The 23,156-nt window shown below is 66.7% G+C and carries 21 protein-coding genes; 16 read left to right on the top strand and 5 right to left on the bottom strand.

Translation table 11 applies throughout. From position 1 onward, the window contains the following. Positions 1-19: 19 nt before the first annotated feature. The 5 genes from WG898_RS14935 to WG898_RS14915 form a co-directional block, all read right to left on the bottom strand. A complete protein-coding gene (locus WG898_RS14935; protein WP_339603595.1) occupies positions 20-235 on the bottom strand; it encodes a hypothetical protein in 216 nt (71 codons plus the stop codon). A gap of 75 nt (positions 236-310) precedes the next feature. Beyond that, entirely contained in the window at positions 311-2,284 is a 1,974-nt protein-coding gene (locus WG898_RS14930; protein WP_339603594.1) for a PhoX family protein, read from the bottom strand. A 161-nt stretch (positions 2,285-2,445) separates the two neighbouring features. Continuing rightward, positions 2,446-3,291 carry a BPSS1780 family membrane protein gene (locus WG898_RS14925; protein ID WP_339603593.1) on the bottom strand — a complete coding sequence of 282 codons (846 nt, stop codon included), beginning with the start codon at positions 3,289-3,291 and terminating at the stop codon, positions 2,446-2,448. Positions 3,292-3,296: 5 nt separating this feature from the next. Next, complete coding sequence (locus WG898_RS14920) at positions 3,297-4,268, bottom strand: homoserine kinase (RefSeq protein ID WP_339603592.1); 972 nt, start codon at positions 4,266-4,268, stop codon at positions 3,297-3,299. Between the two features lie 46 nt (positions 4,269-4,314). After that, on the bottom strand, positions 4,315-4,680 hold the full coding sequence (locus WG898_RS14915; protein WP_339603591.1) for a hypothetical protein: 366 nt from the start codon (positions 4,678-4,680) through the stop codon (positions 4,315-4,317). A gap of 35 nt (positions 4,681-4,715) precedes the next feature. On the opposite strand from WG898_RS14915, the gene polA reads away from it, so the two are divergent. From polA to WG898_RS14835, 16 genes are all read left to right on the top strand, one after another. After that, a complete protein-coding gene (gene polA / locus WG898_RS14910) occupies positions 4,716-7,481 on the top strand; it encodes a DNA polymerase I (protein ID WP_339603590.1) in 2,766 nt (921 codons plus the stop codon). Between the two features lie 24 nt (positions 7,482-7,505). After that, a complete protein-coding gene (locus WG898_RS14905; protein ID WP_339603589.1) occupies positions 7,506-8,774 on the top strand; it encodes a lipoprotein-releasing ABC transporter permease subunit in 1,269 nt (422 codons plus the stop codon). Then, positions 8,767-9,456: an ABC transporter ATP-binding protein gene (locus tag WG898_RS14900; protein WP_339603588.1), complete on the top strand. Its 690-nt coding sequence runs from the start codon at positions 8,767-8,769 to the stop codon at positions 9,454-9,456. Before WG898_RS14905 ends, WG898_RS14900 begins: the two co-directional genes overlap by 8 nt. A gap of 9 nt (positions 9,457-9,465) precedes the next feature. Then, on the top strand, positions 9,466-10,329 hold the full coding sequence (gene purU, locus WG898_RS14895; RefSeq protein ID WP_339603587.1) for a formyltetrahydrofolate deformylase: 864 nt from the start codon (positions 9,466-9,468) through the stop codon (positions 10,327-10,329). Continuing rightward, positions 10,329-11,147 carry a TatD family hydrolase gene (locus tag WG898_RS14890; RefSeq protein WP_339603586.1) on the top strand — a complete coding sequence of 273 codons (819 nt, stop codon included), beginning with the start codon at positions 10,329-10,331 and terminating at the stop codon, positions 11,145-11,147. The genes purU and WG898_RS14890 overlap by 1 nt, the downstream gene beginning before the upstream one ends. A gap of 6 nt (positions 11,148-11,153) precedes the next feature. Next, complete coding sequence (locus tag WG898_RS14885) at positions 11,154-11,660, top strand: DNA-deoxyinosine glycosylase (RefSeq protein ID WP_339603585.1); 507 nt, start codon at positions 11,154-11,156, stop codon at positions 11,658-11,660. Further along, entirely contained in the window at positions 11,657-12,454 is a 798-nt protein-coding gene (locus WG898_RS14880; RefSeq protein ID WP_339603584.1) for a class I SAM-dependent methyltransferase, read from the top strand. The genes WG898_RS14885 and WG898_RS14880 overlap by 4 nt, the downstream gene beginning before the upstream one ends. Positions 12,455-12,462: 8 nt before the next feature. Further along, positions 12,463-14,280 carry a type IV pilus assembly ATPase TfpB gene (gene tfpB / locus WG898_RS14875; RefSeq protein ID WP_339603583.1) on the top strand — a complete coding sequence of 606 codons (1,818 nt, stop codon included), beginning with the start codon at positions 12,463-12,465 and terminating at the stop codon, positions 14,278-14,280. Positions 14,281-14,372: 92 nt separating this feature from the next. Next, a complete protein-coding gene (locus WG898_RS14870; protein WP_339603582.1) occupies positions 14,373-14,837 on the top strand; it encodes a tripartite tricarboxylate transporter TctB family protein in 465 nt (154 codons plus the stop codon). Positions 14,838-14,847: 10 nt separating this feature from the next. After that, positions 14,848-16,356, top strand: coding sequence for a tripartite tricarboxylate transporter permease (locus tag WG898_RS14865; RefSeq protein WP_339603581.1), 1,509 nt, complete (start codon positions 14,848-14,850; stop codon positions 16,354-16,356). 85 nt (positions 16,357-16,441) lie between these two features. Then, entirely contained in the window at positions 16,442-17,317 is an 876-nt protein-coding gene (locus WG898_RS14860; protein ID WP_339603580.1) for a branched-chain amino acid ABC transporter permease, read from the top strand. A gap of 12 nt (positions 17,318-17,329) precedes the next feature. Beyond that, positions 17,330-18,418: a branched-chain amino acid ABC transporter permease gene (locus tag WG898_RS14855; protein ID WP_339603579.1), complete on the top strand. Its 1,089-nt coding sequence runs from the start codon at positions 17,330-17,332 to the stop codon at positions 18,416-18,418. After that, entirely contained in the window at positions 18,415-19,230 is an 816-nt protein-coding gene (locus WG898_RS14850; protein ID WP_339603578.1) for an ABC transporter ATP-binding protein, read from the top strand. The genes WG898_RS14855 and WG898_RS14850 overlap by 4 nt, the downstream gene beginning before the upstream one ends. Further along, on the top strand, positions 19,227-20,012 hold the full coding sequence (locus tag WG898_RS14845; protein ID WP_339603577.1) for an ABC transporter ATP-binding protein: 786 nt from the start codon (positions 19,227-19,229) through the stop codon (positions 20,010-20,012). The genes WG898_RS14850 and WG898_RS14845 overlap by 4 nt, the downstream gene beginning before the upstream one ends. A gap of 27 nt (positions 20,013-20,039) precedes the next feature. Beyond that, complete coding sequence (locus WG898_RS14840; protein ID WP_339603576.1) at positions 20,040-21,899, top strand: AMP-dependent synthetase/ligase; 1,860 nt, start codon at positions 20,040-20,042, stop codon at positions 21,897-21,899. Between the two features lie 42 nt (positions 21,900-21,941). Continuing rightward, positions 21,942-23,099 (top strand): ABC transporter substrate-binding protein, encoded by a 1,158-nt coding sequence (locus WG898_RS14835; protein WP_339603575.1) that lies wholly within the window; start codon positions 21,942-21,944, stop codon positions 23,097-23,099. Positions 23,100-23,156: the final 57 nt, after the last annotated feature.

Genomic DNA, 23,156 nt, shown 5'->3' with positions numbered 1-23,156 from the left:
CGCTGCCCTGGTCGGCGACCTACTTCGCCGCCTCCGCCCCGCTCCCCGTCACCACATCCACCGTCTTCTCTACCACCTTGCCGGTGACCTTGACCCCGGTGGTGACCACGGTGGAGGCCACCGAGACGGTGGTGCTCACCACCGTGCCGGCCACGCTGACGACGGCGCAGCCGCTCAATGCCAAGCATGCGGCGAGGCTGGGCGCGAGCAGGGCGAGCGTGAGGCTGCTTTTCATGGCGACGAACACTTGAATGACAAGGGGCGCCCATTATGGGCGCCCGCTCGCGTCATGTGGCAGCCTAAGCCTTACTTAGAGCTTGTTCAGCTTCACGCTGGTGGCCTCGGCGGTCAGGTAGCCGACGGCGGCGCCGAAGCGGTCCTTGTAATTGGCGCGCACCAGCGGGTCCAGGGTGTCCCGGACCTTGCCATGCAGGCTGCCGATCCAGTCGCCGGGATGCTGGAAGTTGCTGGTGATATAGGTCCAGCCATTCAGATCGTCCACCACGCCCAGGCCGGTGGCCTCGGCGCCCGCGGGCATCGAGGCCAGGCGGCTCAGGGTCTTGGTGTCGACGTTGTAGGCCCACACGAAGTTGTTGACGTGGTAGCTGCTGTCCTCGCCGATGAAAAGGGTGCGCAGCTTTTCCGAGAACTTGAGGTTGTCGGGCGCGCCGATCTTGTCGGGGTGGGCCAGGTTGCCCAGCGCGTCGGCGGCGATGTCCTCGCCCACCAGCAGGGTCTTGGTCTGTGAGGGCACCCATTCGCTCGCGATGGCGGCGCCGGCCGTGTCCTTCTGGCCCGCGCTGAGCGTGTGGGCCAGCACGCCGCCGGCGTTGACTGCCTTGTCCAGCGTGATGCCATAGGCCTCGTTCCAGGCGGCATGGCCCTTGACCATGGAGCTCTGCATGTTCTGCAGCGCCGAGTAGGCGATCTTGTCCTTGATGTTGACCGTCGTGCCTTCCATCTTGGTGAAGGCCATGGTGCCACCCATCAGGGCCGCGTAGCGGTGCGTCTCCAGGAAGGCGGCGGCCTTTTCCATGCCGGGCTTGAGCTTGACCCATTGCTGCTTGCCGCCCAGATAGATCTTGCTGAAGCTGGCGTCCTTGGGGTCGCTGGTGGAGACCTCCATGATGTCGCTGGGCTTGAGCGTGTCGGCGAGCTTCTCGATCTCGGCGCTGCTGGCGGCGCCGAGCTTGATCCATGCGAGCGGCGCACCGGCGGCGGCCGGGTCGATGGAGAAGCCGGCGCCGAACCTGGCCACATACAGGCTGCCGGCGGAAAGGTCTTTTTCCTTGTCGGCCACGAACATGAAGAAGCCGCCGTTGGTGGCGTCGTCGCCCATGATGGCGGTGCGCATATCGGGCATCACCTGGATCAACTCGTGCGAGATGCGGCCCAGGCAGTAATGCTTCTTGATCGTGCCGCTGCCGTCAGGGTTGACGCTGACTTCGGGCAGGTGGCCGTAGTGGTAGGGATTGGCCTTGCTCTCGTCGCCGAAGAGGTTTTTGCTGAAGGCCTTGAACATCGTGTTGCCGGCGATCGTGAAGGCGTCGGGCTCGTACTCTTCGCTGGAGAGATGGGTGCCCCAGGGCGAGAGGCTGGAGCCGCAGGTGATCCACAGGCCATGCGCCGGGGCGGTGTCGACGTTGTGGTATTTCACCAGGCTCAGCTTGCCGCTGGCCGGGTCCTGGTCCAGCGTCAGCACGGCGATGGGCGAGGGCAGCTTGCCGTACATATCGGTCTTGCCGTCCTGCGCCCAGGTGGTGTATTCGAACTGCACCACGGCGAACACCGGCTTGCCCTTGATGCCCGTCACCGAGGCGTTAGGCAGGCTCAGCAGCGAGGTGCCGTCGGGCGAGTCGGAGAAGAACTGGCGCTCCTTGCCGGCCACCGTGGTGTCGATGATGGGCTTGTTGTTGATGTCGAAGTAGGCGCCGGCCTGGATCTGGCCGCCCTTGCCGTCCGGCAGCAGGTCGCCGGTCAGGAAGAAGGCCTGGTAGGCCAGCTTGAAGCTCTGCTTGCTGCCGTCGCTGAGCGTCACGTCCAGGCTGGAGGCCACCAGGGTCTTGGCCATGTCGGCCGGCACAGCCAGGCTGGGCGCGGCCATGGCGGTGAAACTGGCCGAGCTGAAGATCACCGGCGCCGGCGTGGGCGTGGGCGCGACGTCATCGTCGCCACCGCCGCAGGCGCTCAGGCTGGCGGCGGTGATGCCGCCCAGCGGCAGCATCAACGGGGTGCCCAGGAACTTCAGGGCCTGGCGGCGGGTGGGATGGGTGGGCTTGGACATGGTCGGCGTGCTTTCCGATGCTGGAGTCGTTTGGATGCCGGAGCTCAGAGCTCCGGCCGCGGCGCGACTGTAGGAAGGCGGTATGTCAGGACGATGAAGGCGCCCACCATGAAAAGAAACGGCCCCGGGCTTGCCGGGGCCGTTGCGCAAGCCAGGCTGGCTCAGCGCTGCTTGTCGCTGAGCAGATCGCGCGGTGCGCCGAACATGAAGCAGTCGACAAAGGTGAAGTACAGCGAGCTGTAGAACATGGTCGAGAGCATCAGGCCGGCCGGCAGCATCAGCATGGGCAGCAGCTTGCCCAGGCCCAGCAGCGAGAGCGTCAGGGTCAGCAGCGAGCTGAAGCCCAGCGCCAGGGCACCCCAGCAGGCCGCGCTGAGCGCAAACGCGTTCTTGTTGCGCCACACGCCCAGGGTGCTGGAAAACAGCGCCTGCAGCGCGCCCTGGCCGCCCCAGTGCACCAGGGCCGGTGCGTGCCAGAAGGGAATCGAAAGCAGGGTGGCCAGGCCCAGGCGCGTCAGCGCGCCCCACAGCAGGCGCGGCTCGGCCAGTGCGGCCTCCAGCGCCTTCTCGTCCACATCGCCGCCCTTGCCCAGCAACTCCTGCAGGGCGGCGAAGCTGCCGCCGTCGACCCAGTCGCTGAAGAACATGATGGCCACGGTGGCCAGTGCATAGGCAAGACCCAGCGCAAGCTGGGTGCGGCGGCGTTCCGGCGTGAGCTGCAGCGGCGCAAGAAACACCGCCACGGTGGGGGTCTGCGCCTGCAGCACCTGGTGGGTGGCCAGCATGAAGCCCAGCGACACCAGCGGCAGCGTGGCCAGCAGCAGCAGCGGGCCCAGCGCCGGGATCAGCATCAGCGCAAAGCCCATGAACATGAAGATGCCGAACAGGCCGGTGAGCGCGAGCGGCTTGCGCTGGAACACCTTCAGGCCATGCCGCACCCATAGCGCGCCGTTGCGTGCCGGCACGGTCTGCAGATGCAGAATCATCGAGGACGAGGAAGCACTCAAGGTCATCAATCCTTCAAGGCGTGCCAGGGTTCGGCAATGCGCGCGCGCAGTACCCGCTCGAAATGCGTGGGGTCATGGGGCTTGAGCAGGGCGGCATCGCGCGGCAGGTAAAAGTCCCACAGCCGCGAGATCCAGAAGCGCAGCGCGGCGGCACGCAGCATGCCCGGCAACAGGCGGCGCTCGGCGCCGCTTAGCGGCCGCACGCCCTCGTAGGCGTTCACAAAGGCCTGGGCGCGCTGCGTGTCGAGGCGGCCGCTGGCCAGGTCTATGCACCAGTCGTTGATGCATACCGAGAGGTCGAAGGCAAAGCTGTCGACGCCGGCAAAGTAGAAATCGAAGAAGCCGCTCAGGCGCTCGCGGCCGGGCAGGCCGTCGAACATGACGTTGTCGCGGAACAGGTCGGCATGGATGGGGCCGCGCGGCAGCTCGGCATGGTCGGCGGAGGCGGCCAGCGCGTTCTGGAAGGCCAGCTCGACGCTGATCAGCTCGGCCTGCGAGGCGTCCAGAAACGGCAGCACCACCGGCACGGTCTCGCGCCACCAGGCCAGGCCGCGCAGATTGGCCTGCTGCAGCGGGAAGTCCTGACCTGCCAGATGCATGCGCGCCAGCGCCGCGCCCACCTGCTCGCAATGGAACAGGTCGGGAGCCAGTTGATGGCCGCCGCGCAGGCGGTTCACCACCGCCGCGGGCTTGCCCTGGATGCTGTGCAGGATCTCGCCCGCGGCGTCGGCCTGCGGGTCGGGCACGATCACGCCCTTGCGCGCCAGATGCTGCATCAGGCGCAGATAGAAGGGCAGTTGCGCAAAGGACAGGCGCTCGAACACCGTCAGCACATAGTCGCCACGCTCGCTGCTGACGAAATAGTTGGTGTTCTCGATGCCGGCACTGATGCCACGCAGCGAGGTGAGGGTGCCCAGGTCCAGCCGGCTCAGCAGGGCTTGCGCCTCGGCATGCGTGACTTCGGTGAATACAGCCATGAAGGAGAAAAAAGAAATAGGTTTGAGCCGCGCGGCGCGCGCCGGCTCAGAAGTCCAGCAGGCGCCAGACGCGCTGCCCGGTGGCGCCGCGCGTCGAGCCCGGGCCCTGCGAGAGATCGCGGCTGCCATCGCCCATCAGGATCTCGTAGGCGGGGGCCTTGCTGCCCTTGTTGTGCACCGTGACCTGGCGCGTCTGGCCGCGCTCGCGCAGCTCTTCCACGCGCACCGCATCGTCTTCGATGACGCTGCGCTCGACCTTGGCATCGGGGGCCGGCTCGGCATGCAGCGCGGTAGCGCCCAGCAATGCCAGCAGGCCCGCTAACACCGCGACGCAGGCCTGATGGGCTGCGCTGTGCCACCCCTGGCTGTGGTCGGGGCGCGTGGCGGTGTTGTGCTGAGGGGCGGTGCTCATGCAGCGATTCTAGAGCCTGCGTGACAATGCCTCCTATGAGCGACAAACCCATCCTGCTGCTGGTCGACGGTTCCAGCTTCCTCTACCGTGCCTACCACGCCATGCCCGATCTGCGCGGCCCCGAGGGCCAGCCCACCGGGGCGGTGCACGGCCTGGTGGCGATGATGAAGAAGCTGCGCGAGGACATGGGCGCCGAGCATGCGGCCTGCGTCTTCGATGCCAAGGGCCCGACCTTTCGCGACGAGTGGTACCCCGAGTACAAGGCCCAGCGCGCACCGATGCCGGATGCCTTGCGCGCGCAGATCGCGCCCATCCACGAGGTGGTGAAGCTGCTGGGCTGGCCGGTGCTGGAAGTGCCCGGCATCGAGGCCGACGACGCCATCGGTACGCTCGCCCGCGTGGGCGCGGCGAGCGGCCACCGCGTGGTGATCGCCACCGGCGACAAGGACCTGGCCCAGCTGGTGAACCCCGACGTCAGCCTCATCAACACCATGAGCAAGCCGCCCGAGCGTCTGGACGAGGCCGGCGTGCTGGCCAAGTTCGGTGTGGCGCCGGACCGCATCATCGACTACCTCAGCCTGATGGGCGACACGGTGGACAACGTGCCCGGCGTGGAGAAGGTGGGCCCCAAGACCGCCGCCAAATGGATTGCCGAGTACGGCTCGCTGGATGGCGTGATCGCCGCCGCCGGCCAGATCAAGGGCGTGGCCGGCGAGAACCTGCGCAAGGCCCTGGACTGGCTGCCGCTGGGCCGCAAGCTCGTCACCGTGCTGCTGGACTGCGATCTGAGCGGCCATGTGCCCGGCTGGCCGGCGCTGGACGCGCTGGCGCTGCAAGCGGTGGACCAAGCGGCGCTGCAGGATTTTTATCGCCGCAACGGCTTCAAGACCTGGTTGCGTGAGCTGGAGGGGGGGGCTGCCAAACCGGTGCCGTCACGTACACAGGCTACGGAGGACATGTTTGCCGAAGCCCCGGTGCCGCAGGAGGCCACTGCCGCCAAGGCCTACGAGACGGTGCTGAGCTGGCCCCAGTTCGACGCCTGGCTGGCCAAGCTGGACAGCGCCGCGCTCACCGCGCTCGATACCGAGACCGACAGCCTGGACGGCATGCAGGCACGCATCGTCGGTCTCTCGTTCAGCGTCAAGGCGGGCGAGGCCTGCTACATCCCCTTGCGCCATGCCGGGCCGGATGCGCCCGCGCAGCTGCCGCTGGACGAGGTGCTGGCGCGGCTCAAGCCCTGGTTCGAGGATGCCGGCAAGAAGAAGCTGGGCCAGAACATCAAGTACGACACGCATGTGCTGGCCAACCACGGCATCGCGGTGGCCGGTTGCGTGCATGACACGATGTTGGAAAGTTATGTGCTGGAGGCGCACAAGAGCCATGGCCTGGGTGCACTGGGCGAGCGCTGGCTGGGCCGCGCCGGCCTGAGCTACGAAGATCTGTGCGGCAAGGGCGTGCACCAGATCCCCTTTGCCCAGGTGGATGTGGCCAAGGCCGCCGAATACAGCAGCGAAGACTCGGACATGTGCTTGCAGGTGCATGAGCTGCTCTACCCCAGGCTGCAGGCCGACGCCGGGCTGAGCTTTGTGTACGAGCAGATCGAGATGCCCGTCTCGGCCCTGCTGGCGCGCATCGAGCGCAACGGCGTGCTGATCGACGCCGCGCGCCTGCAGGCGCAAAGCCATGAGCTGGCGCAGCGCCTGGTGCTGATCGAGCAGGAGGCCTACACCATCGCCGGCCAGCCCTTCAATATGGGCAGCCCCAAGCAGATCGGCGAGATCCTGTTCAACAAGCTGGGCCTGCCGGTGCAGAAGAAGACCGCCACCGGCGCGCCCTCCACCGACGAAGAGGTGCTGGACAAGCTGGCGGCCGACTACCCGCTGCCGGCCAAGATTCTTGAATACCGCGGCCTGGCCAAGCTCAAGAGCACCTACACCGACAAGCTGCCGCTGATGGTCAACCCCGCCACCGGCCGCGTGCACACCAACTATGCGCAGGCGGTGGCGGTGACGGGTCGGCTCTCCAGCAACGATCCGAATCTGCAGAACATTCCCATCCGCACCGCCGAGGGCCGGCGCGTGCGCGAGGCCTTTGTGGCGCCCGCCGGGCATCACATCGTGAGCGCCGACTATTCGCAGATCGAGCTGCGCATCATGGCCCATATCAGCGAGGACCCGGGCCTCTTGCGCGCCTTCGGTGAGGGCATGGACGTGCACCGCGCCACCGCCAGCGAGGTGTTCGGCACGCCGGTGAATGAGGTCAGCACCGAACAGCGCCGCTATGCCAAGACCATCAACTTCGGCCTCATCTACGGCATGGGCGCCTTCGGTCTGGCGCAATCGCTGGGCATTGAGCAGAAGGCCGCCAAGGACTATATCGAACGCTACTTCACCCGCTTTGCCGGCGTGAAGCGCTATATGGACGACACCAAGGCGCGCGCCGCCGAGCTCGGCTATGTCGAGACCCTGTTCGGCCGCCGCATCTATCTGCCCGAGATCAAGGGCGGCAACGGCCCGCGCAAGGCCGGCGCCGAGCGTCAGTCGATCAACGCGCCCATGCAGGGCACGGCGGCCGACCTCATCAAGCTCGCCATGATCGCGGTGCAGGCGGCGCTGGATGAGCAGGGCAAGCAGACCCGCATCGTCATGCAGGTGCACGACGAGCTGGTGTTCGAGGTGCCCGACGCCGAGCTGGACTGGGTGAAGGCCCAGGTGCCCGCGCTGATGGCCGGCGTGGCCCAGCTCAAGGTGCCGCTGCTGGCCGAGGTAGGCGTGGGCAGCAACTGGGACGAGGCGCACTGACCCGTCAGTTAGCATCCGCCCTCTATGAACTGGCCTTATGAACTGCAAGTCGGCTGGCGCTACACCCGCGCCGGCCGCGGCGGGCGGCGCAACCGCTTTATTTCCTTCATCTCCGGCGTCTCGGTGCTGGGCATCGCGCTCGGGGTGGCGGCCCTCATCATCGTGCTCTCGGTGATGAACGGCTTTCAGAAAGAGGTGCGCGACCGCATGCTCTCGGTGATCTCGCATGTGGAGCTGCTGTCCTACACCGGCGAAGGCCTGGCCGACTGGCAGGCCACGGCGGCGAAGGCGCGCGAGAACCCGACCCTTGGATCACAAATCGCCGCGGCGGCGCCCTTCATCGCCTCGCAGGTGCTGATCGCGCGTGGCGAGGACATGCGCGGCGCCATCGTGCGCGGCATCTCGCCCACCGAGGAGGCCGGCGTCACCCCGCTGGCGGCGCAGCTCAAGGACGGCGCGCTGGCGCGCCTGAAGCCGGGCGCCTGGGGCATCGTGCTGGGCATCGAGCTGGCGCGCCAGCTGGGCGTGGTGGAGGGCGACAAGATCACCGTGGTGGCGCCCAGCGGCGATGTCTCGCCGGTGGGCGTGACGCCGCGGCTCAAGCAGTTCACCCTGGTCGGCGTGTTCAACGCCGGGCACTACGAATACGACAGCGGTATGGCGCTGATCCATGTGGCCGACGCCGCCAAGTTCTTCAAGGTGGCCGGGCCCAGCGGCGTGCAGCTCAGGCTGCAGGACGTGCACCAGGCACGTCAGGTGGCAGACCAGCTAGCGCGCAGCATGGGCCCCGAGATCCGCGTGCGCGACTGGACCCGCACCAATGCCAACTGGTACGACGCGGTGCAGGTCGAGAAGCGCATGATGGGCATCATCCTGACCCTGATCGTCGCGGTGGCGGCCTTCAACCTGGTCTCCACCCTGGTGATGACGGTGACCGACAAGCAGGCCGACATCGCCATCCTGCGCACCCTGGGCGCCAGCCCGCGCTCCATCATGGGCATCTTCATGGTGCAGGGCGCGGCCTCGGGCGTGATAGGCACACTCTCGGGCGTGGGCCTGGGCCTGCTGGTGGCCTTCAATCTGGATGTCATCGTGCCGACCATCGAGCGCCTGCTCAACACCCAGTTCCTGCCCGGCAGCATCTACATGATCACCCGCATGCCCAGCGATCCGCAGTCGGGCGACATCGTGCCGATTGCCATCACCTCCCTGATCCTGGCCTTTTTGGCCACGCTCTACCCGAGCTGGCGCGCCAGCCGGGTGCAACCCGCCGAGGCCCTTCGTTATGAATGAGGCTGTGGTTCTTCAGGGCGAAGGCCTGACAAGGCGCTTCAGCGAAGGCGGCCTGAACGTGCAGGTGCTGTCGGGCGTGGACCTGACGGTGAAGCGTGGCCAGACCCTGGCCATCGTGGGCGCCTCGGGTTCGGGTAAGAGCACCTTGCTGCACCTGCTTGGCGGCCTGGACCAGCCCAGCGCCGGCCGGGTCAGCCTGATGGGTGAGGACCTGGCACGCCTGAGTGAAAAGGCGCGTGGCGATTGGCGCAACCTGCATCTGGGCTTTGTCTACCAGTTCCACCACCTGCTGCCCGAGTTCAGCGCGCTGGACAATGTGGCCATGCCGCTGCGCATACGCCGCATGCCGCTGGGCCAGGCGCGCGAGGTGGCCGCGGCGATGCTGGCGCGCGTGGGCCTGGGCGCGCGTGTGGCCCACCGGCCCGGCGAGCTCTCGGGCGGCGAGCGCCAGCGCGTGGCAATCGCCCGCGCCCTGGTCACCAAGCCCGCCTGCGTGCTGGCCGACGAACCCACCGGCAATCTGGACCGCGGCACCGCGCAGGCGGTGTTCGAGCTCATGCTGGCGATGGCGCGCGAGCAGGGCACGGCCTTTGTGATGGTCACCCACGACCAGGGCCTTGCGGCCCAATGTGAAACCCGCCTGAACCTGGCCGGAGGGCTGGCCGAGGCGGGCGTGCAGTAGCATCGCCGCATGACCTCTACCCGCTTCATCCTCAAGCTCAGCTGCCCCGATCAACCCGGCATCGTCCATGCTGTCACCGGCTTTCTGCTGGAGCAGGGCGGCAACATCCTGACCTCGGCCCAGCATGGCGACGCGGCGCACCAGCGCTTTTTCATGCGCATCGAGTTCGAATGCGCGAAACCGGTGCAGGTCCAGGCGCTGCGCCAGGCCTTTGCCGGCCATGCCGAGCGGCTGAAGATGGACTGGGAACTGGTGGCCAGCGCCGCCAAGACGCGCGTGCTGCTGCTGGTTTCCAAACTGGGCCATTGCCTCAACGACCTGCTGTTCCGCGTGCAGACCAACCATCTGCCGATCGAGATCCCGGCCATCGTCTCGAATCACCGCGACTTCTACCAACTCGCGGCCTCGCACAACATCCCGTTTCACCACTTCCCGCTGCTCAATGCCAGCGAGGAACAGAAGCAGGCCCAGGAGCGCAAGATCCGCGAGGTGATAGCGGAGAACCAGATCGACCTGGTGGTGCTGGCGCGCTATATGCAAATCCTCTCGCCCGAGTTGTGCGAATTCCTCTCGGGCCGGGCCATCAATATCCACCACAGTTTTCTGCCCAGCTTCAAGGGTGCCAGGCCTTATCACCAGGCGCATGAGCGCGGCGTGAAGCTGATCGGCGCCACCGCCCACTACGTGACCTCGCACCTCGACGAAGGCCCCATCATCGAGCAGGAGGTGGCGCGCATCGACCACAGCATGCCGCCCGAGCAGTTGGTGGCGATAGGCCGCGATGTGGAATGCGTGACCCTGGCACGCGCCATCCAGTGGCATGCCGAGCATCGCGTGCTGATGAACGGCAACCGTACCGTCGTGTTTCGCTAGTGTGGATAGATAGCCATTGTCATTTGGACGCGCCGGAGTTCGACGCGGATCGTGAGGCGGTGGTGGCGCGTGCGCACGCCGCGGGTGTGGCGCAGATGGTGATTCCGGCCGTTGCAGCTGCGAATTTCGAGACCGTGCGCGAGCTTGCCCATCGTCACGGTTTCGCCTATGCGCTGGGCATCCATCCCCTGTATGTGATGCGGACCGGCGAGCAAGACCTGGCCCTGTTGGCCGAGGCGCTGAAGCAGCATCACGGCGACCCTCGCCTGGTGGCGGTGGGCGAGATTGGGCTGGACTTCTTCGTGCCTGGCCTGGACGCGCAGCGCCAGCAGCACTTCTATCTGGAGCAGTTGAAGCTGGCGCGCAGCTTTGAGCTGCCGGTGCTGTTGCATGTGCGGCGCAGCGCCGACCAGCTGCTGGCGGGCTTGCGCCGCGTGCCGGTGGCCGGCGGCATCGCCCATGCCTTCAATGGCAGCGAGCAGCAGGCGGCCGCTTTTGTCGGGCTGGGCTTCAAGCTCGGTTTCGGCGGCACGCTCACCTATGAGCGCTCGCTGCAAATCCGCCGCCTGGCCCAGAGCGTGCTGGAGACGGCGCTGGTGCTGGAGACCGATGCGCCCGACATCCCGCCGCATTGGCTGTACAAGACGGCAGAGCAACGCGCCGCCGGCGAGGCCATGGGCCGCAACGAGCCGGCCGAGCTGCCGCGCATCGCCCAGAACCTGGCGGCGCTGCGTGGCTGGACGCTGGAGCAGGCCGCGGCCATCACCAGTGCGAATGTGCGCCAGGCCCTGCCGCGGCTGGCCATGCTTGGCGGATGACCGCTGATGCCCGCTGACGCGCTTCGTCTGCAAGGCCTGGCGCCGATCTGGTCGCCAGCCGCGCGCCTGCTGGTGCTGGGCAGCTTTCCCAGTGTCGCCTCGCTGCGGGCGCAGCAGTATTACGGCCACCCGCGCAACCAGTTCTGGCGCATCCTGGGCCAGCTCTGGGGTCAGGACTTGCCTGCCATGCCCTATGCGCAGCGGGTTGCGGCGGCAGGGGCGCATGGCCTGGCGATCTGGGATGTCTACGCCAGCTGTGAGCGCGCGGGCAGCCTGGACACCGCCATCCGCGCCGCCCAGCCCAACGATCTGCCGGCCCTGGTTTCCCAGCTGCCCGATCTGCAGGCCATCGCCCACAATGGGGGTGAATCGGCGCGTAGCCTGCGCGTCACCGCGGCACTCGGCCTGCCCGTCTACCGCTTGCCCTCCACCAGCCCGGCGAACGCCAGCTGGTCTTTCGAACGCAAGCTGGCGGCCTGGGGCGAGGTATTCGCACGACATGGATTGATATGAGCAGCAAGAACAACAACAAGAAGTCCCGTCCCGCATGGGCGCCCGCTACTCTCTCGGAATTCGACGGCGTGCGCTTTCTGCACCTGGACAGCATCTGGGTGCAGGGTGCCATGCGCATCCGCAAGCCCCAGGCCCTGGAGCTGGAATATGTGCAGCGCATGATGGCCTGGATGCTGTGGCGCGACAGCGCCGAGCTGCGCCAGGGCCATGCGGTGCAGCTGGGCCTGGGGGCGGCCGCGATCACGCGCTTTTGCCACAAGGTGCTGCGCATGCAGACCAGCGCGGTGGAAATCAACCCGACGGTGATCTCGGCCTGCCGCGCCTGGTTCCACCTGCCCGAGGACGATGCGCGCCTGACCGTCTACAACGAGGACGCCGCGCGCTGGGTGGCCGAGCCCGAACGCCTGCAGACGGTGCAGGTGCTGAATGTGGACCTCTACGACCACGACGCCGCCTCGCCGGTGCTGGACGACGAGGCCTTTTACGCGCATTGCCGCGGCCTGCTGGCCGATGGCGGGCTGATGACGGTGAACCTGTTCGGCCGCGATGCCAGCTTTGCGCGCAGCGCGCTGCGCATCGCCAAGGTGTTCGGCAGCGATCAGGTGTGGAGCCTGGCGCCCACCAAGGAGGGCAATACCATCGTGGTGGCGGCGCGCGGCGTGCAGGTGCCGGAGCGCGAGGAACTTGAGCGCCGAGCGGCTACCATCGAGTCGCAGTACGACCTGCCGGCGCGCAAATGGCTGCGCCTGGTGAGGCCGCTGCCCCTGTCCATCATCAACCAGCTCGTGGACTAGCCTTATACATGAACAGCAACAAGCAAAGCAGCAGCAAGAGCGGCAGCGAGGTGGGCACGGCCGCTGCGGCCCCGCCGGCCGGGCGTCTGGAGTGGCGCCGGCTGCTGCACTGGTTGCGCGAGGATGGCGTGATCGACGAGGCCCAGGTGCTGCGCACCGAGCAGCGCTTCGCCGCGGGCGACAGCTCCCTGCATCCGCTGGTGCGGCTGGGTCATGCGGGGCTGACGCGGGTGGCCAATGGCAAGCCGCTGGACGTGGACGCGCTCTCCGAATGGCTGGCCGCACACCTGAAGCTGCCCTATTTGCGCATCGACCCGCTCAAGGTCGACGTGGGCCGCATCGCCGACGTGATGTCGGTGGGCTATGCCGAGGCCAAGCGCTGCCTGCCGGTGATGGTGGGCCTGACCGACGTCACCATCGCCACCTCCGAGCCCTTCGATACCGCCTGGGTGGCGCAGATCGAGTCGCACACGCGCAAGAGCATCAAGCTGGTGATCGCCAGCCCGCTGGAGATCGCGCGCTACACCACCGAGTTCTTCACGCTGGCGCGCTCGGTGCGCGCCGCCACCAAGACCGGCGAGGTCACCCAGGTCTCCAGCTTCGAGCAGTTGGTGGAGCTGGGGCGCAGCAACAAACAGCTCGATGCCAACGACCAGGGCGTGGTGCAGGTGGTGGACTGGCTGTGGCAATACGCCTTCGACCAGCGCGCCAGCGACATCCATCTGGAGCCGCGCCGCGAGATGGGTGTGATCCGTTTCCGCATCGACGGCGTGCTGCACACCGTCTACCAGCTGCCACCCTCGGTGATGAGTGCGATGACCTCGCGCATCAAGCTGCTGGGCCGCATGGACGTGGTGGAACGCCGCCGCCCGCTGGACGGCCGCATCAAGACGCGCAACCCCGCCGGCGACGAAGTTGAAATGCGGCTCTCGACCCTGCCCACCGCCTTCGGCGAGAAGATGGTGATGCGCATCTTCGACCCCGATACCGCCGTCAAGGACCTCGACCAGCTCGGCTTCACCGCCCACGACGCCGAGCGCTGGAACCGCCTCACGGCCCAGCCGCACGGCATCATCCTGGTGACCGGCCCGACCGGCAGCGGCAAGACCAGCACCCTGTACTCGACGCTCAAGCGCCTTGCAACCGAGGAGGTCAACGTCTGCACCGTGGAGGATCCGATCGAGATGATCGAGCCGGCCTTCAACCAGACCCAGGTGCAGAACGCGCTGGATTTCGGCTTTGCCGAAGGCCTGCGTGCGCTGATGCGGCAGGACCCGGACATCATCATGGTGGGCGAGATCCGCGACCTGGAGACGGCCGAGATGGCGATCCAGGCCTCGCTGACCGGCCACCTGGTGTTCAGCACCCTGCACACCAACGACGCGGTCTCGGCCATCACGCGGCTGACCGACCTGGGCGTGCCCAGCTACCTGATCAATGCCACCGTGATCGGCGTGCTGGCGCAGCGCCTGGTGCGCACCCTGTGCGTGCATTGCAAGAAGCCCGATCCGGCGGTGACGCGCGACACGCTCAACGACATGCTCAAGCATTGGCGCATGAATGGCGGCGTCAAGCCCTACCAGCCGGTGGGCTGCCTGGAATGCCGCAACACCGGCTTCCGCGGCCGCGCCGGTCTGTACGAGCTGCTGACGCTGAGCGAAGGCGTGAAGGCGCATCTGCATCCGGTCACCGACACCTCGGCGATGCGCCGCGTGGCGGTGCAGGAGGGCCTGCGCCCGCTGCGCCTGGCCGGTGCGATGAAGGTCGCCGAAGGCTTGACCACCCTGGACGAGGTGCTGCGCAGCACCCCGCAATGGGAAGGCTGAGGGGCTGTTTGTCCTTACGTGGTAACCACACAGGGCCGGGCACCCCGGCTGCCTAGAATCGCGCGTCAACGACATCCACGCAAGGGTTCGCTATGAAGATCAAGAGCCAGAGAGACTTCTGGTCGGGGCTGATGTTCGTGCTGGTGGGCATTGCCTTCGCCTGGGGTTCCAGCGAATACAGCTTTGGCTCCTCGGCCCGCCCCGGCCCTGGCTACTTCCCCTTCGGCCTGGGCGTGCTGCTGGCCCTGCTGGGCGCGCTGGTGTTGTTCAAGTCGCTGACGATCGAATCGGCCGGCGGCGACCCGATCGGCAGCATTGCCTGGAAGCCGCTGCTGCTGATCGTCGGCGCGATCGTGATGTTCGGGCTGGCGCTGCCCAGGCTGGGCCTGGTGCTGACACTGCCACTGCTGATCTTCATCTCCGCTCTGGCCGGTGACGAGTTCCACTGGAAGGATGCGCTGCTCAACAGCGTGATCCTGACCTTGGGCAGCTGGGTCGTCTTCATCTGGGGTTTGAAGCTGGTGATCCCCGTGTGGCCCACCTTGCTGGTCAACTGAGGAGCGCGCCATGGATCTCTTGAGCAATCTGGCGCTGGGCTTTCATACCGCGCTGACGCTGCAGAACCTGCTGTACTGCCTGGGCGGCGCCTTGCTGGGCACCCTGATCGGCGTGCTGCCCGGCCTGGGGCCGGTGGCCACCATCGCGATGCTGCTGCCCTCGATCTATGCGCTGGACGCCACGCCCGCGCTGATCATGCTGGCGGGCATCTATTACGGCGCGCAGTACGGCGGTTCCACCACCGCCATCCTGATCAATGTGCCGGGCGAGTCGAGCTCGGTGGTGACCGCGATCGACGGCTACCAGATGGCGCGCCAGGGGCGCGCCGGTGCGGCGCTGGCGGCGGCCGGTCTGGGCTCCTTCTTCGCCGGTTGCGTGGGCACGGTGATCATCGCCGCCTTTGCGCCGCCGCTCACCGAGCTGGCCTTCAAGTTCGGCCCGGCCGAGTACTTCTCGCTGATGGTGCTGGGCCTGATCGGCGCGGTGGTGCTGGCCTCGGGTTCGCTGATCAAGGCGATCTCGATGATTCTGCTGGGCCTCTTGCTGGGCCAGATCAACACCGATGTGATCTCGGGTACGCCGCGCTTTTCTTTCGACATTCCCGAGCTCACCGACGGCATCGGCTTCGTCGTGATCGCGATGGGCGTGTTCGGCTTTGGCGAGATCATCGCGAACCTGGGCCAGCCGGCCGAGCACCGCGAGGTCTTCACCAAGGATGTGAAGGGGCTGTGGCCCACCAAGGAGGACTTCAAGGAGGCCTGGCCCTCGGTGCTGCGCGGCACGGCCTTGGGTTCCATCCTCGGTGTGCTGCCTGGCGGCGGCGCGCTGTTGGCCTCGTTCGCTTCCTACACGCTGGAGAAGAAGGCCGTGCGCAACCCGCGCATCCCCTTCGGCAAGGGCGCCATCCAGGGCGTGGCCGGGCCCGAATCGGCCAACAACGCCGGCGCGCAGACCAGCTTTATCCCGATGTTGACCCTGGGCATACCGCCCAACGCGGTGATGGCGCTGATGGTGGGCGCGATGACCATCAAGGGCATACAGCCCGGCCCGCAGGTGATGACCAGCAACCCCGAGCTGTTCTGGGGCCTGATCGCTTCGATGTGGGTCGGCAATCTGATGCTGATCGTGCTGAACCTGCCGCTCATCGGCATCTGGATCAAGTTGCTGACGGTGCCCTACCGCTTCCTGTTCCCGGCCATCGTGACCTTCTGCTGCATAGGTACCTACACGCTCAACAACAGTGCCTTCGACGTCTACATGACGGCGGCCTGCGCGGTGGTGGGCTATGCGTTCTACAAGCTGAGCTGCGAGCCGGCGCCGCTGCTGCTGGGCTTCATTCTCGGCCCCATGATGGAAGAGAACCTGCGCCGCGCGCTGCTGCTGTCGCGCGGCGACTGGGGTACCTTCTTCACGCGGCCGCTGTCGGCCGGCCTGCTGGCGGCCGCCCTGCTGCTGGTGGTGATCGTGATGCTGCCCTCGATCAAGAGCAAGCGCGAGGAAGCCTTCCAGGAAGAGTAGGCGCCGACGCACGGGTTTTCTCGGGCATACAGGCTGGCGAAGCCTGGTTAAAACTGCGGGCACAACAAGCTGGAGACATGCCTCAATGCAGGTCCTGCAAGTGCTGGTCGGCGGGGTTGCCCAGGGTTGCATTTACGGCCTGATCGCGCTGGGCTTTGTGCTCATCTACAAGGCCACCGAGACGGTCAGCTTCGCGCAGGGCGATCTGATGATGCTGGGCGCCTTCATGGGGCTGGCCCTGTTGTCGGGCCTGGGCCTGCCGGCCTGGGTGGCCGTGCCAGCGGTGATCGCCGCGATGGCGCTGTTCGGGCTGGCGCTGGAGCGCCTGGTGATCAGCCCCATCCTGGGCCAGCCGGCGTTTTCCATCGTCATGCTGACGCTGGGCCTGGGTTATGTGGCGCGCGGCGCCATCACCATGATTCCCGGCATCGGCACCGAGACGCATGCGCTGGAGCTGCCCTACCGCGGCGAGCTGCTGCAGCTGGGTGGGCTGGTGCTGGCGCTGGAGCAGCTGGTGATCATTGCCGTGACGTCGCTGTTGTGCGCCGGCCTCTACCTGCTGTTCAAGCGCAGCAAGGTGGGCATCGCTATGCAGGCCGCCTCGCAGAACCAGCTCGCCGCCTACTACATGGGCATCCCGGTGCGCCGGCTCAACAGCCTGGTCTGGGGCCTGGCCTCGGCGGTGGCGGCGATTGCCGGCCTGTTGCTGGCGCCCATCACCTTCGTGCACGCGAACATGGGGCTGATAGGCCTGAAGGCCTTTCCGGCCGCGGTGGTGGGTGGCTTCGGCAGCCTGCCCGGCGCCATCGTCGGCGGCCTGGTGATCGGCGTGGTGGAGGCGTTGGCGGGCTTCTATCTGCCCGAGGGCTTCAAGGACGTGACGCCTTATGTGGTGGTGCTGCTGATGCTGATGGCCAGGCCCAACGGACTGTTCGGCGAGCAGCTGCGCAAGAAGGTCTAGGGGCCGGCAGCGATGCGCTTCATCTTCAAGACCAGCTACGACCAGGACATCGACCTGTTCAAACATGGCGGCCAGCGCTTCTGGTACGGCCTGCTCCTGCTTGCCTTGCTGGCGGCGCCCTGGGGCGTGGATGATTACTGGCTGGCGCAGCTCACCTTCATCCTGATCTACGGCATCGTCGGCCTGGGGCTGATGCTGCTGGCCGGCTTCACCGGCCTGTTCTCTATGGGGCACGCGGCCTTTCTGGGCGTGGGCGCCTACACGCAGGCGGTGCTGGCGGCGCAGGGCTGGCCCTTTCCGCTCTCGATCGCCGTGGCGGCCCTGCTGTCCGCCGCGGTGGGCGCGGTGGTGGGGCTGCCGGCGCTGCGTGTGAAGGGCATCTACCTGGGCATCGCGACCCTGTCCTTTGGCTTCATCGTCGAGGAGCTACTGGCGCGCTGGGAGAGCGTCACCGGCGGCAATGCCGGCAAGATGGTGGGGGCGCTGCAGCTCCAGCTGGGTGGCTGGCGCTGGGCCGCGGATACCGACGCGTCCTTCTACTTCGTGTGCCTGCTGCTGGCCGTGGCCTGCACCCTGGGGGTGCTGAACCTGCTGCGCTCGCCCACCGGCCGCGCCTTCGTGGCGATCCGCGATTCCGAGATCTCGGCGCAGAGCATGGGCATCCACCTGGCCTATTACAAGACCCTGTCCTTTGCGATCTCGGCGGCGCTGGCAGGGGTGGGCGGGGCGCTGTATGCGCACAAGATCCGCTTTCTCTCGCCCGACCAGTTCAACATCCTGCAGAGCATAGACCTGCTGCTGATGATCGTGATCGGCGGCCTGGGCTCGGTGCATGGCGCCTTTCTGGGCGCGATCTTCCTGATCACGATGCCGCAGCTGATCGCGCTGATGAAGGACGGCCTGCCCGCCGCCATCGGCCAGGCGCCGGGCCTGCAGGCCGCGGTCTATGGCCTGGTGCTGATCGCCTTCGTGCTCTTCGAGCCGCTGGGCTTGTACGGCCGCTGGCTGAAGGCGCGCACCTGGCTGCAGCTGTTTCCCTTTTACCGCCGCGGCCTGTTCAAGCGCCAGAAGGCCTTCCAGAAATCGGACCGGCTGAAATGAGCGCACGCACCGAAGCCGACGTCCTGCTCGCCGCGCATGGGCTGAGCCTGCGCTTTGGCGGCGTGCTGGCGGTCAACCAGGTCAGCTTCGAGCTGCGGCGCGGCGAGGTGTTCACGCTGATCGGCCCGAATGGTGCCGGCAAGACTACGGTTTTCAACCTGATCAGCCGCATCTACCAGCCCAGCAGCGGCGAGATCCGCTACAAGGGTCAGGTCTTGACCCAGGTGGCGCCGCATCGGGTGGCGCGCCTGGGCATTGCGCGCACCTTCCAGAACATCGAGCTGTTCGAGCATGCCAGCGTGCTTCAGAACCTCTTGATCGGCCGCCATGTGCACCATCGCCGCAGCCTCTGGCGCGAATGGCTGTTCACCGCGCGCGTGCGCGAGGCCGAGCGGCAGACGCGCCGCAAGGTGGAGGAGGTGATCGACTTCCTGGACCTGCAGCATTACCGCGACACCCTGGTGGCGGGCCTGCCCTACGGGGTGCGCAAGGTGGTGGAGCTGGCACGCGCGCTGGCCACCGAGCCCGAGCTGCTGCTGCTGGACGAACCCTCCTCGGGCCTGAACGTGGAGGAGACCGGCGACATGGCGTTCTGGATCGAGGACATCCAGCGCGACCTGGGCATCACGGTGCTGATGGTGGAGCACGACATGGGCCTGGTCTCCAAGGTTTCGGACCGCGTGCTGGCGATGAACCAGGGCGAGGTGCTGGCGCTGGGCACGCCGGCCGAGGTGCAGGCGCACCCGGGGGTGGTCGAGGCCTATCTGGGCAGCGCCGCCGCTGCCAGCTCGCTGCGGAGGCCCAGGCCATGAGCAGCACGAGCGCCGAGCCCATCCTCACGCTTGCCAATGTGGAGAGCGCCTACGGCCCCATCAAGGCGATACGCGGCGTGAGCCTGCAGGTGCGTGCGGGCGAGATCGCCACCGTGCTGGGGCCCAATGGCGCGGGCAAGAGCACGATTCTGAAGACCATCTCGGGCATCCTCGATCCGCGCAAGGGCAGCATCAGCTTCCTGGGCCACGACATCACGGCGCAGGACCCGGCGGCCATCGTGCGCGCCGGTCTCAGCCATGTGCCCGAGGGCCGCGAGGTGTTTGCGCTGCTGAGCGTGCGCGACAACCTGCTGATGGGCGCCTACACGCGCAGCGACCGCGACGGCGTGGCGCGCGATCTGGAAGTGGTGTGCGGCTACTTCCCCATCCTGCGCGAGCGCATGGCGCAGCCGGCCGGCCTGCTCTCGGGCGGCCAGCAGCAGATGCTGGCGATCTCGCGTGCACTGATGGCCAGGCCGCAGCTGATGCTGCTGGACGAGCCCAGCCTGGGCCTTTCGCCCAAGCTGACCAAGGAGATCTTCGAGATCGTGGTGCGTATCAACCGCGAGCGCGGCACCACCGTGCTGCTGGTGGAGCAGAACGCCAATATGGCGCTGAACGCGGCCGACTACGGCTATGTGCTGGAGAACGGCCGCATCGTGATGGAAGACGCTTGTGAGAACCTGCGTGAGAAGGACGACATCAAGGAGTTCTACCTCGGCATGAAGGAAGGCGGCGCGCGTGGCGAGCGGCGTTGGAAGAAGAAGAAGACCTGGCGCTAGCCCGGATACCTATTGAGGCGAGCGAGCATGAGCAATCTCTGGGACGCAATGCAGCCGGTGGAGCGCCAAGCGGTGTCGGTGGCGGGCGAGACCCTGCCCCAGCTGTTCTGGAATGCCTGTGCCGAGCGCGGCGCCAGGGTGTTTCTGCGCGAGAAGAAGCTGGGCCTGTGGGCGGCCTGGAGCTGGGCGCAGACCGGCGTGGCGGTGCGCGAGATCGCGATGGGGCTGGCGGCGCTGGGCTTCAGGCCGGGCGATTGCGCTTCCATCCTGGCCAACACGGTGCTGCCCTGGCTGCTGGCCGATCTGGGCATCCAGACGGCAGGCGGCGTCACCAACGGCATCTACCCCACCGATGCGGCCAGCCAGGTGCAGTATCTGTGCGCGGATTCATCGACCACGATCCTGTTCGTGGAGGACGAGGAGCAACTCGACAAGGCCCTGGAGGTGCGCGCCGCGCTGCCGCTGCTGCGCCACATCGTCGTGTTCGACATGGCCGGGCTGCAGCGCTTTGCCGATCCGATGGTGATGAGCCTGGCGGCGCTGCGCGAACTGGGGCGATCCTATGACGCCATGCACCCGCAGCTGTTTGCCGAGCGCCTGGCATCGCGCCATGGCGGCGATCTGGCCATTCTGGTCTATACCTCGGGCACGACAGGCAAACCCAAGGGCGCCATGCACAGCCATGCCGGCCTGGTCTACAGCATGCGCATGGTGGTGCGTGGCCTGCCGCAGGATGGGCGCGACGAGCGCATGTGCTTTCTGCCGCTGTGCCATATCGCCGAACGCTTGGTGGGTGCCTACGCCTCGCTGTACGCCGGCGCGGTGCTGAACTTCGTGGAGAACCCGGCCACCGTGGCCGAGAACGTGCGCGAGATCGCCCCGACGCTGTTCTTCGCGGTGCCGCGGGTGTGGGAGAAGTTCTACTCGGGTGTCGCGATCGCGATCAAGGAGGCGTCGCCTTTGCAGCAGGCCGTGTACGCCTGGGGCCTGGGCGTGGGCACGCGCGTGGCCGAGTTGGTGCTCGCCGGGCGGCCCGTGCCGGCGGGCTTGAAGCTGGAGTTCCGGCTGGCACGCCTGCTCGCTTTGGACAATGTGCGCAAGATGCTGGGCATCCATCGCTGCCGGGCCCTGCTCACCGGCGCGGCACCGATCTCGCCGGAGCTGATCCGCTGGTATCTCTCGCTGGGCGTGCCGATGCTGGAGGGCTGGGCCCAGACCGAGTCTTGCGCGCTGGGCACCATCATGCGGCCCGACGCGATGCGGCCGGGCACCATCGGTGTGGCGGCCGACGGCGTGGAGCTCAGGCTGGATCCGCAGACGCAGGAGTTGCTGATGCGCGGCCCGAATGTCTTCATGGGCTATCTGAACCAGCCCGAGAAGACCGCCGAGACGATAGACAGGGAAGGCTGGCTGCATACCGGTGACGTGGGCACGGTAGACGCGCAGGGCTTCTTCCGCATCACCGACCGCATGAAGGACATCATCATCACTGCCGGCGGCAAGAACATCACGCCCAGCGAATGGGAGAACGAGCTGAAGTTCTCGCCCTACATCACCGACGCGGTGGTGATCGGTGACAAGCGCCCCTATCTCAGCGTGTTGATCATGATCGACCAGGAGAACGTCGAGAAGTTCGCCCAGGATCGCGATGTGCCCTTCTCCAACTACGCCAGCCTGACCCGTGCACCGGCGGTGCGCGAGCTGGTGCAGGGCGAGATCGACAAGGTCAACAAGCAGTTCGCCCGCGTGGAGCAGATCAAGCAGTTCCGCCTGCTGGAGACCCAACTTGGCGCCGAGGACGATGAACTGACGCCCACCATGAAACTCAAGCGCGCCTTTGTGCAGCGCAAGTACGCCGACTTGATTGAATCCATGTACCGCAGCTAGCCTTAGCTTCCATCCTCACAGGCCAAACCAGGAGACACCACCATGAAGAAACGCCTGTTCCTCCTTGCCAGCCTTGCGCTGGCCGCCGGCATGGCTCAGTCGCAGACGCAGGGCGTCAGCAAGACCGAGATCACCGTGGGTTCGATCCAGGACTTGTCCGGGCCGCTGGCGGGCTACGGCAAGCAGGTGAGGGCGGGCATGCAGCTGCGCGTGGACGAGCTCAACGAGCAGGGCGGTGTGCACGGGCGCCGCATCGTGCTGAAGATCGAGGATTCCGGCTACGACCCCAAGAAGGCGGTGCTGGCGGCGCAGAAACTCGTCAATCAGGACAAGATCTTCATCATGGCCGGCCATATCGGTACCGCGCAGAACCTGGCGGCCATGCCGGTGCAGTTTGAGAAGAACGTCATTAACTTCTGGCCGCTCACCGCCGCGCGCGAGATGTACGAGCCCTTCCACAAGCTCAAGTACTCGTTCGCCGTGCCCTATTACGAGCAGATTCGTCTGATGGCGCCCAAGCTGGCGAGCGAGAAGGGCCTCAAGCGCGTTTGCACCATCTACCAGGACGACGACTTCGGCCTGGAGGTGCTGCGTGGCGCCGAGGCCGGCATCAAGGGCATGGGCATGGAGCTGGCCGAGAAGACCAGCTTCAAGCGCGGCGCCACCGAGTTCTCCTCGCAAGTGGCCAAGCTCAAGGCCGCCAATTGCGAGATGGTGGTGCTGGGCACCATCATCCGCGAGACCATAGGAACCATTGCGGAGTCCCGCAAGACGGGCTTCAATCCGGTCTTCCTGGGCTCCAGCGCGGCCTATACCGACCTGATCCACAAGCTCGGCGGCAAGGCGATGGACGGCATGTATGCGGCCATGGCCACGCAACATCCCTATCTGGACGAGGCCTCGCAGCCGATCCGCTTCTGGGCCACCAAGTACAAGACCAAGTTCGGCGACGATCCGACGGTGTTCTCGGTCTATGGCTATCTGATCATCGATGGCTTCATCCGCGTCGCCCAGAAGGTCGGGCCGAATCTGACGGTAGAGGGCTTCATCAAGGCCATGGACGGCATGACCTTCCCTCCCGATATCTTTGGTAGCGCCGAAGGCAGCTATACGGCCACCAAACGCTTGGGCAGCAATGCGGCCCGCCTGTCCCAGATCCAGGATGGGCGCTGGAAGGTGGTGTCCGACTATGTGAAGTAAGCGCAGCGCATGGCGCGAGACAGGGGCGGCGCAGCCGCCCCTGTCAATTTCTTCGCC

This window comes from Paucibacter soli (assembly GCF_037482845.1).
GTDB lineage: Bacteria > Pseudomonadota > Gammaproteobacteria > Burkholderiales > Burkholderiaceae_C > Paucibacter_B > Paucibacter_B soli.
The sequence above is the reverse complement of the archived record's forward strand: the minus strand, read 5'-3'. Positions and strand labels throughout refer to the sequence as shown.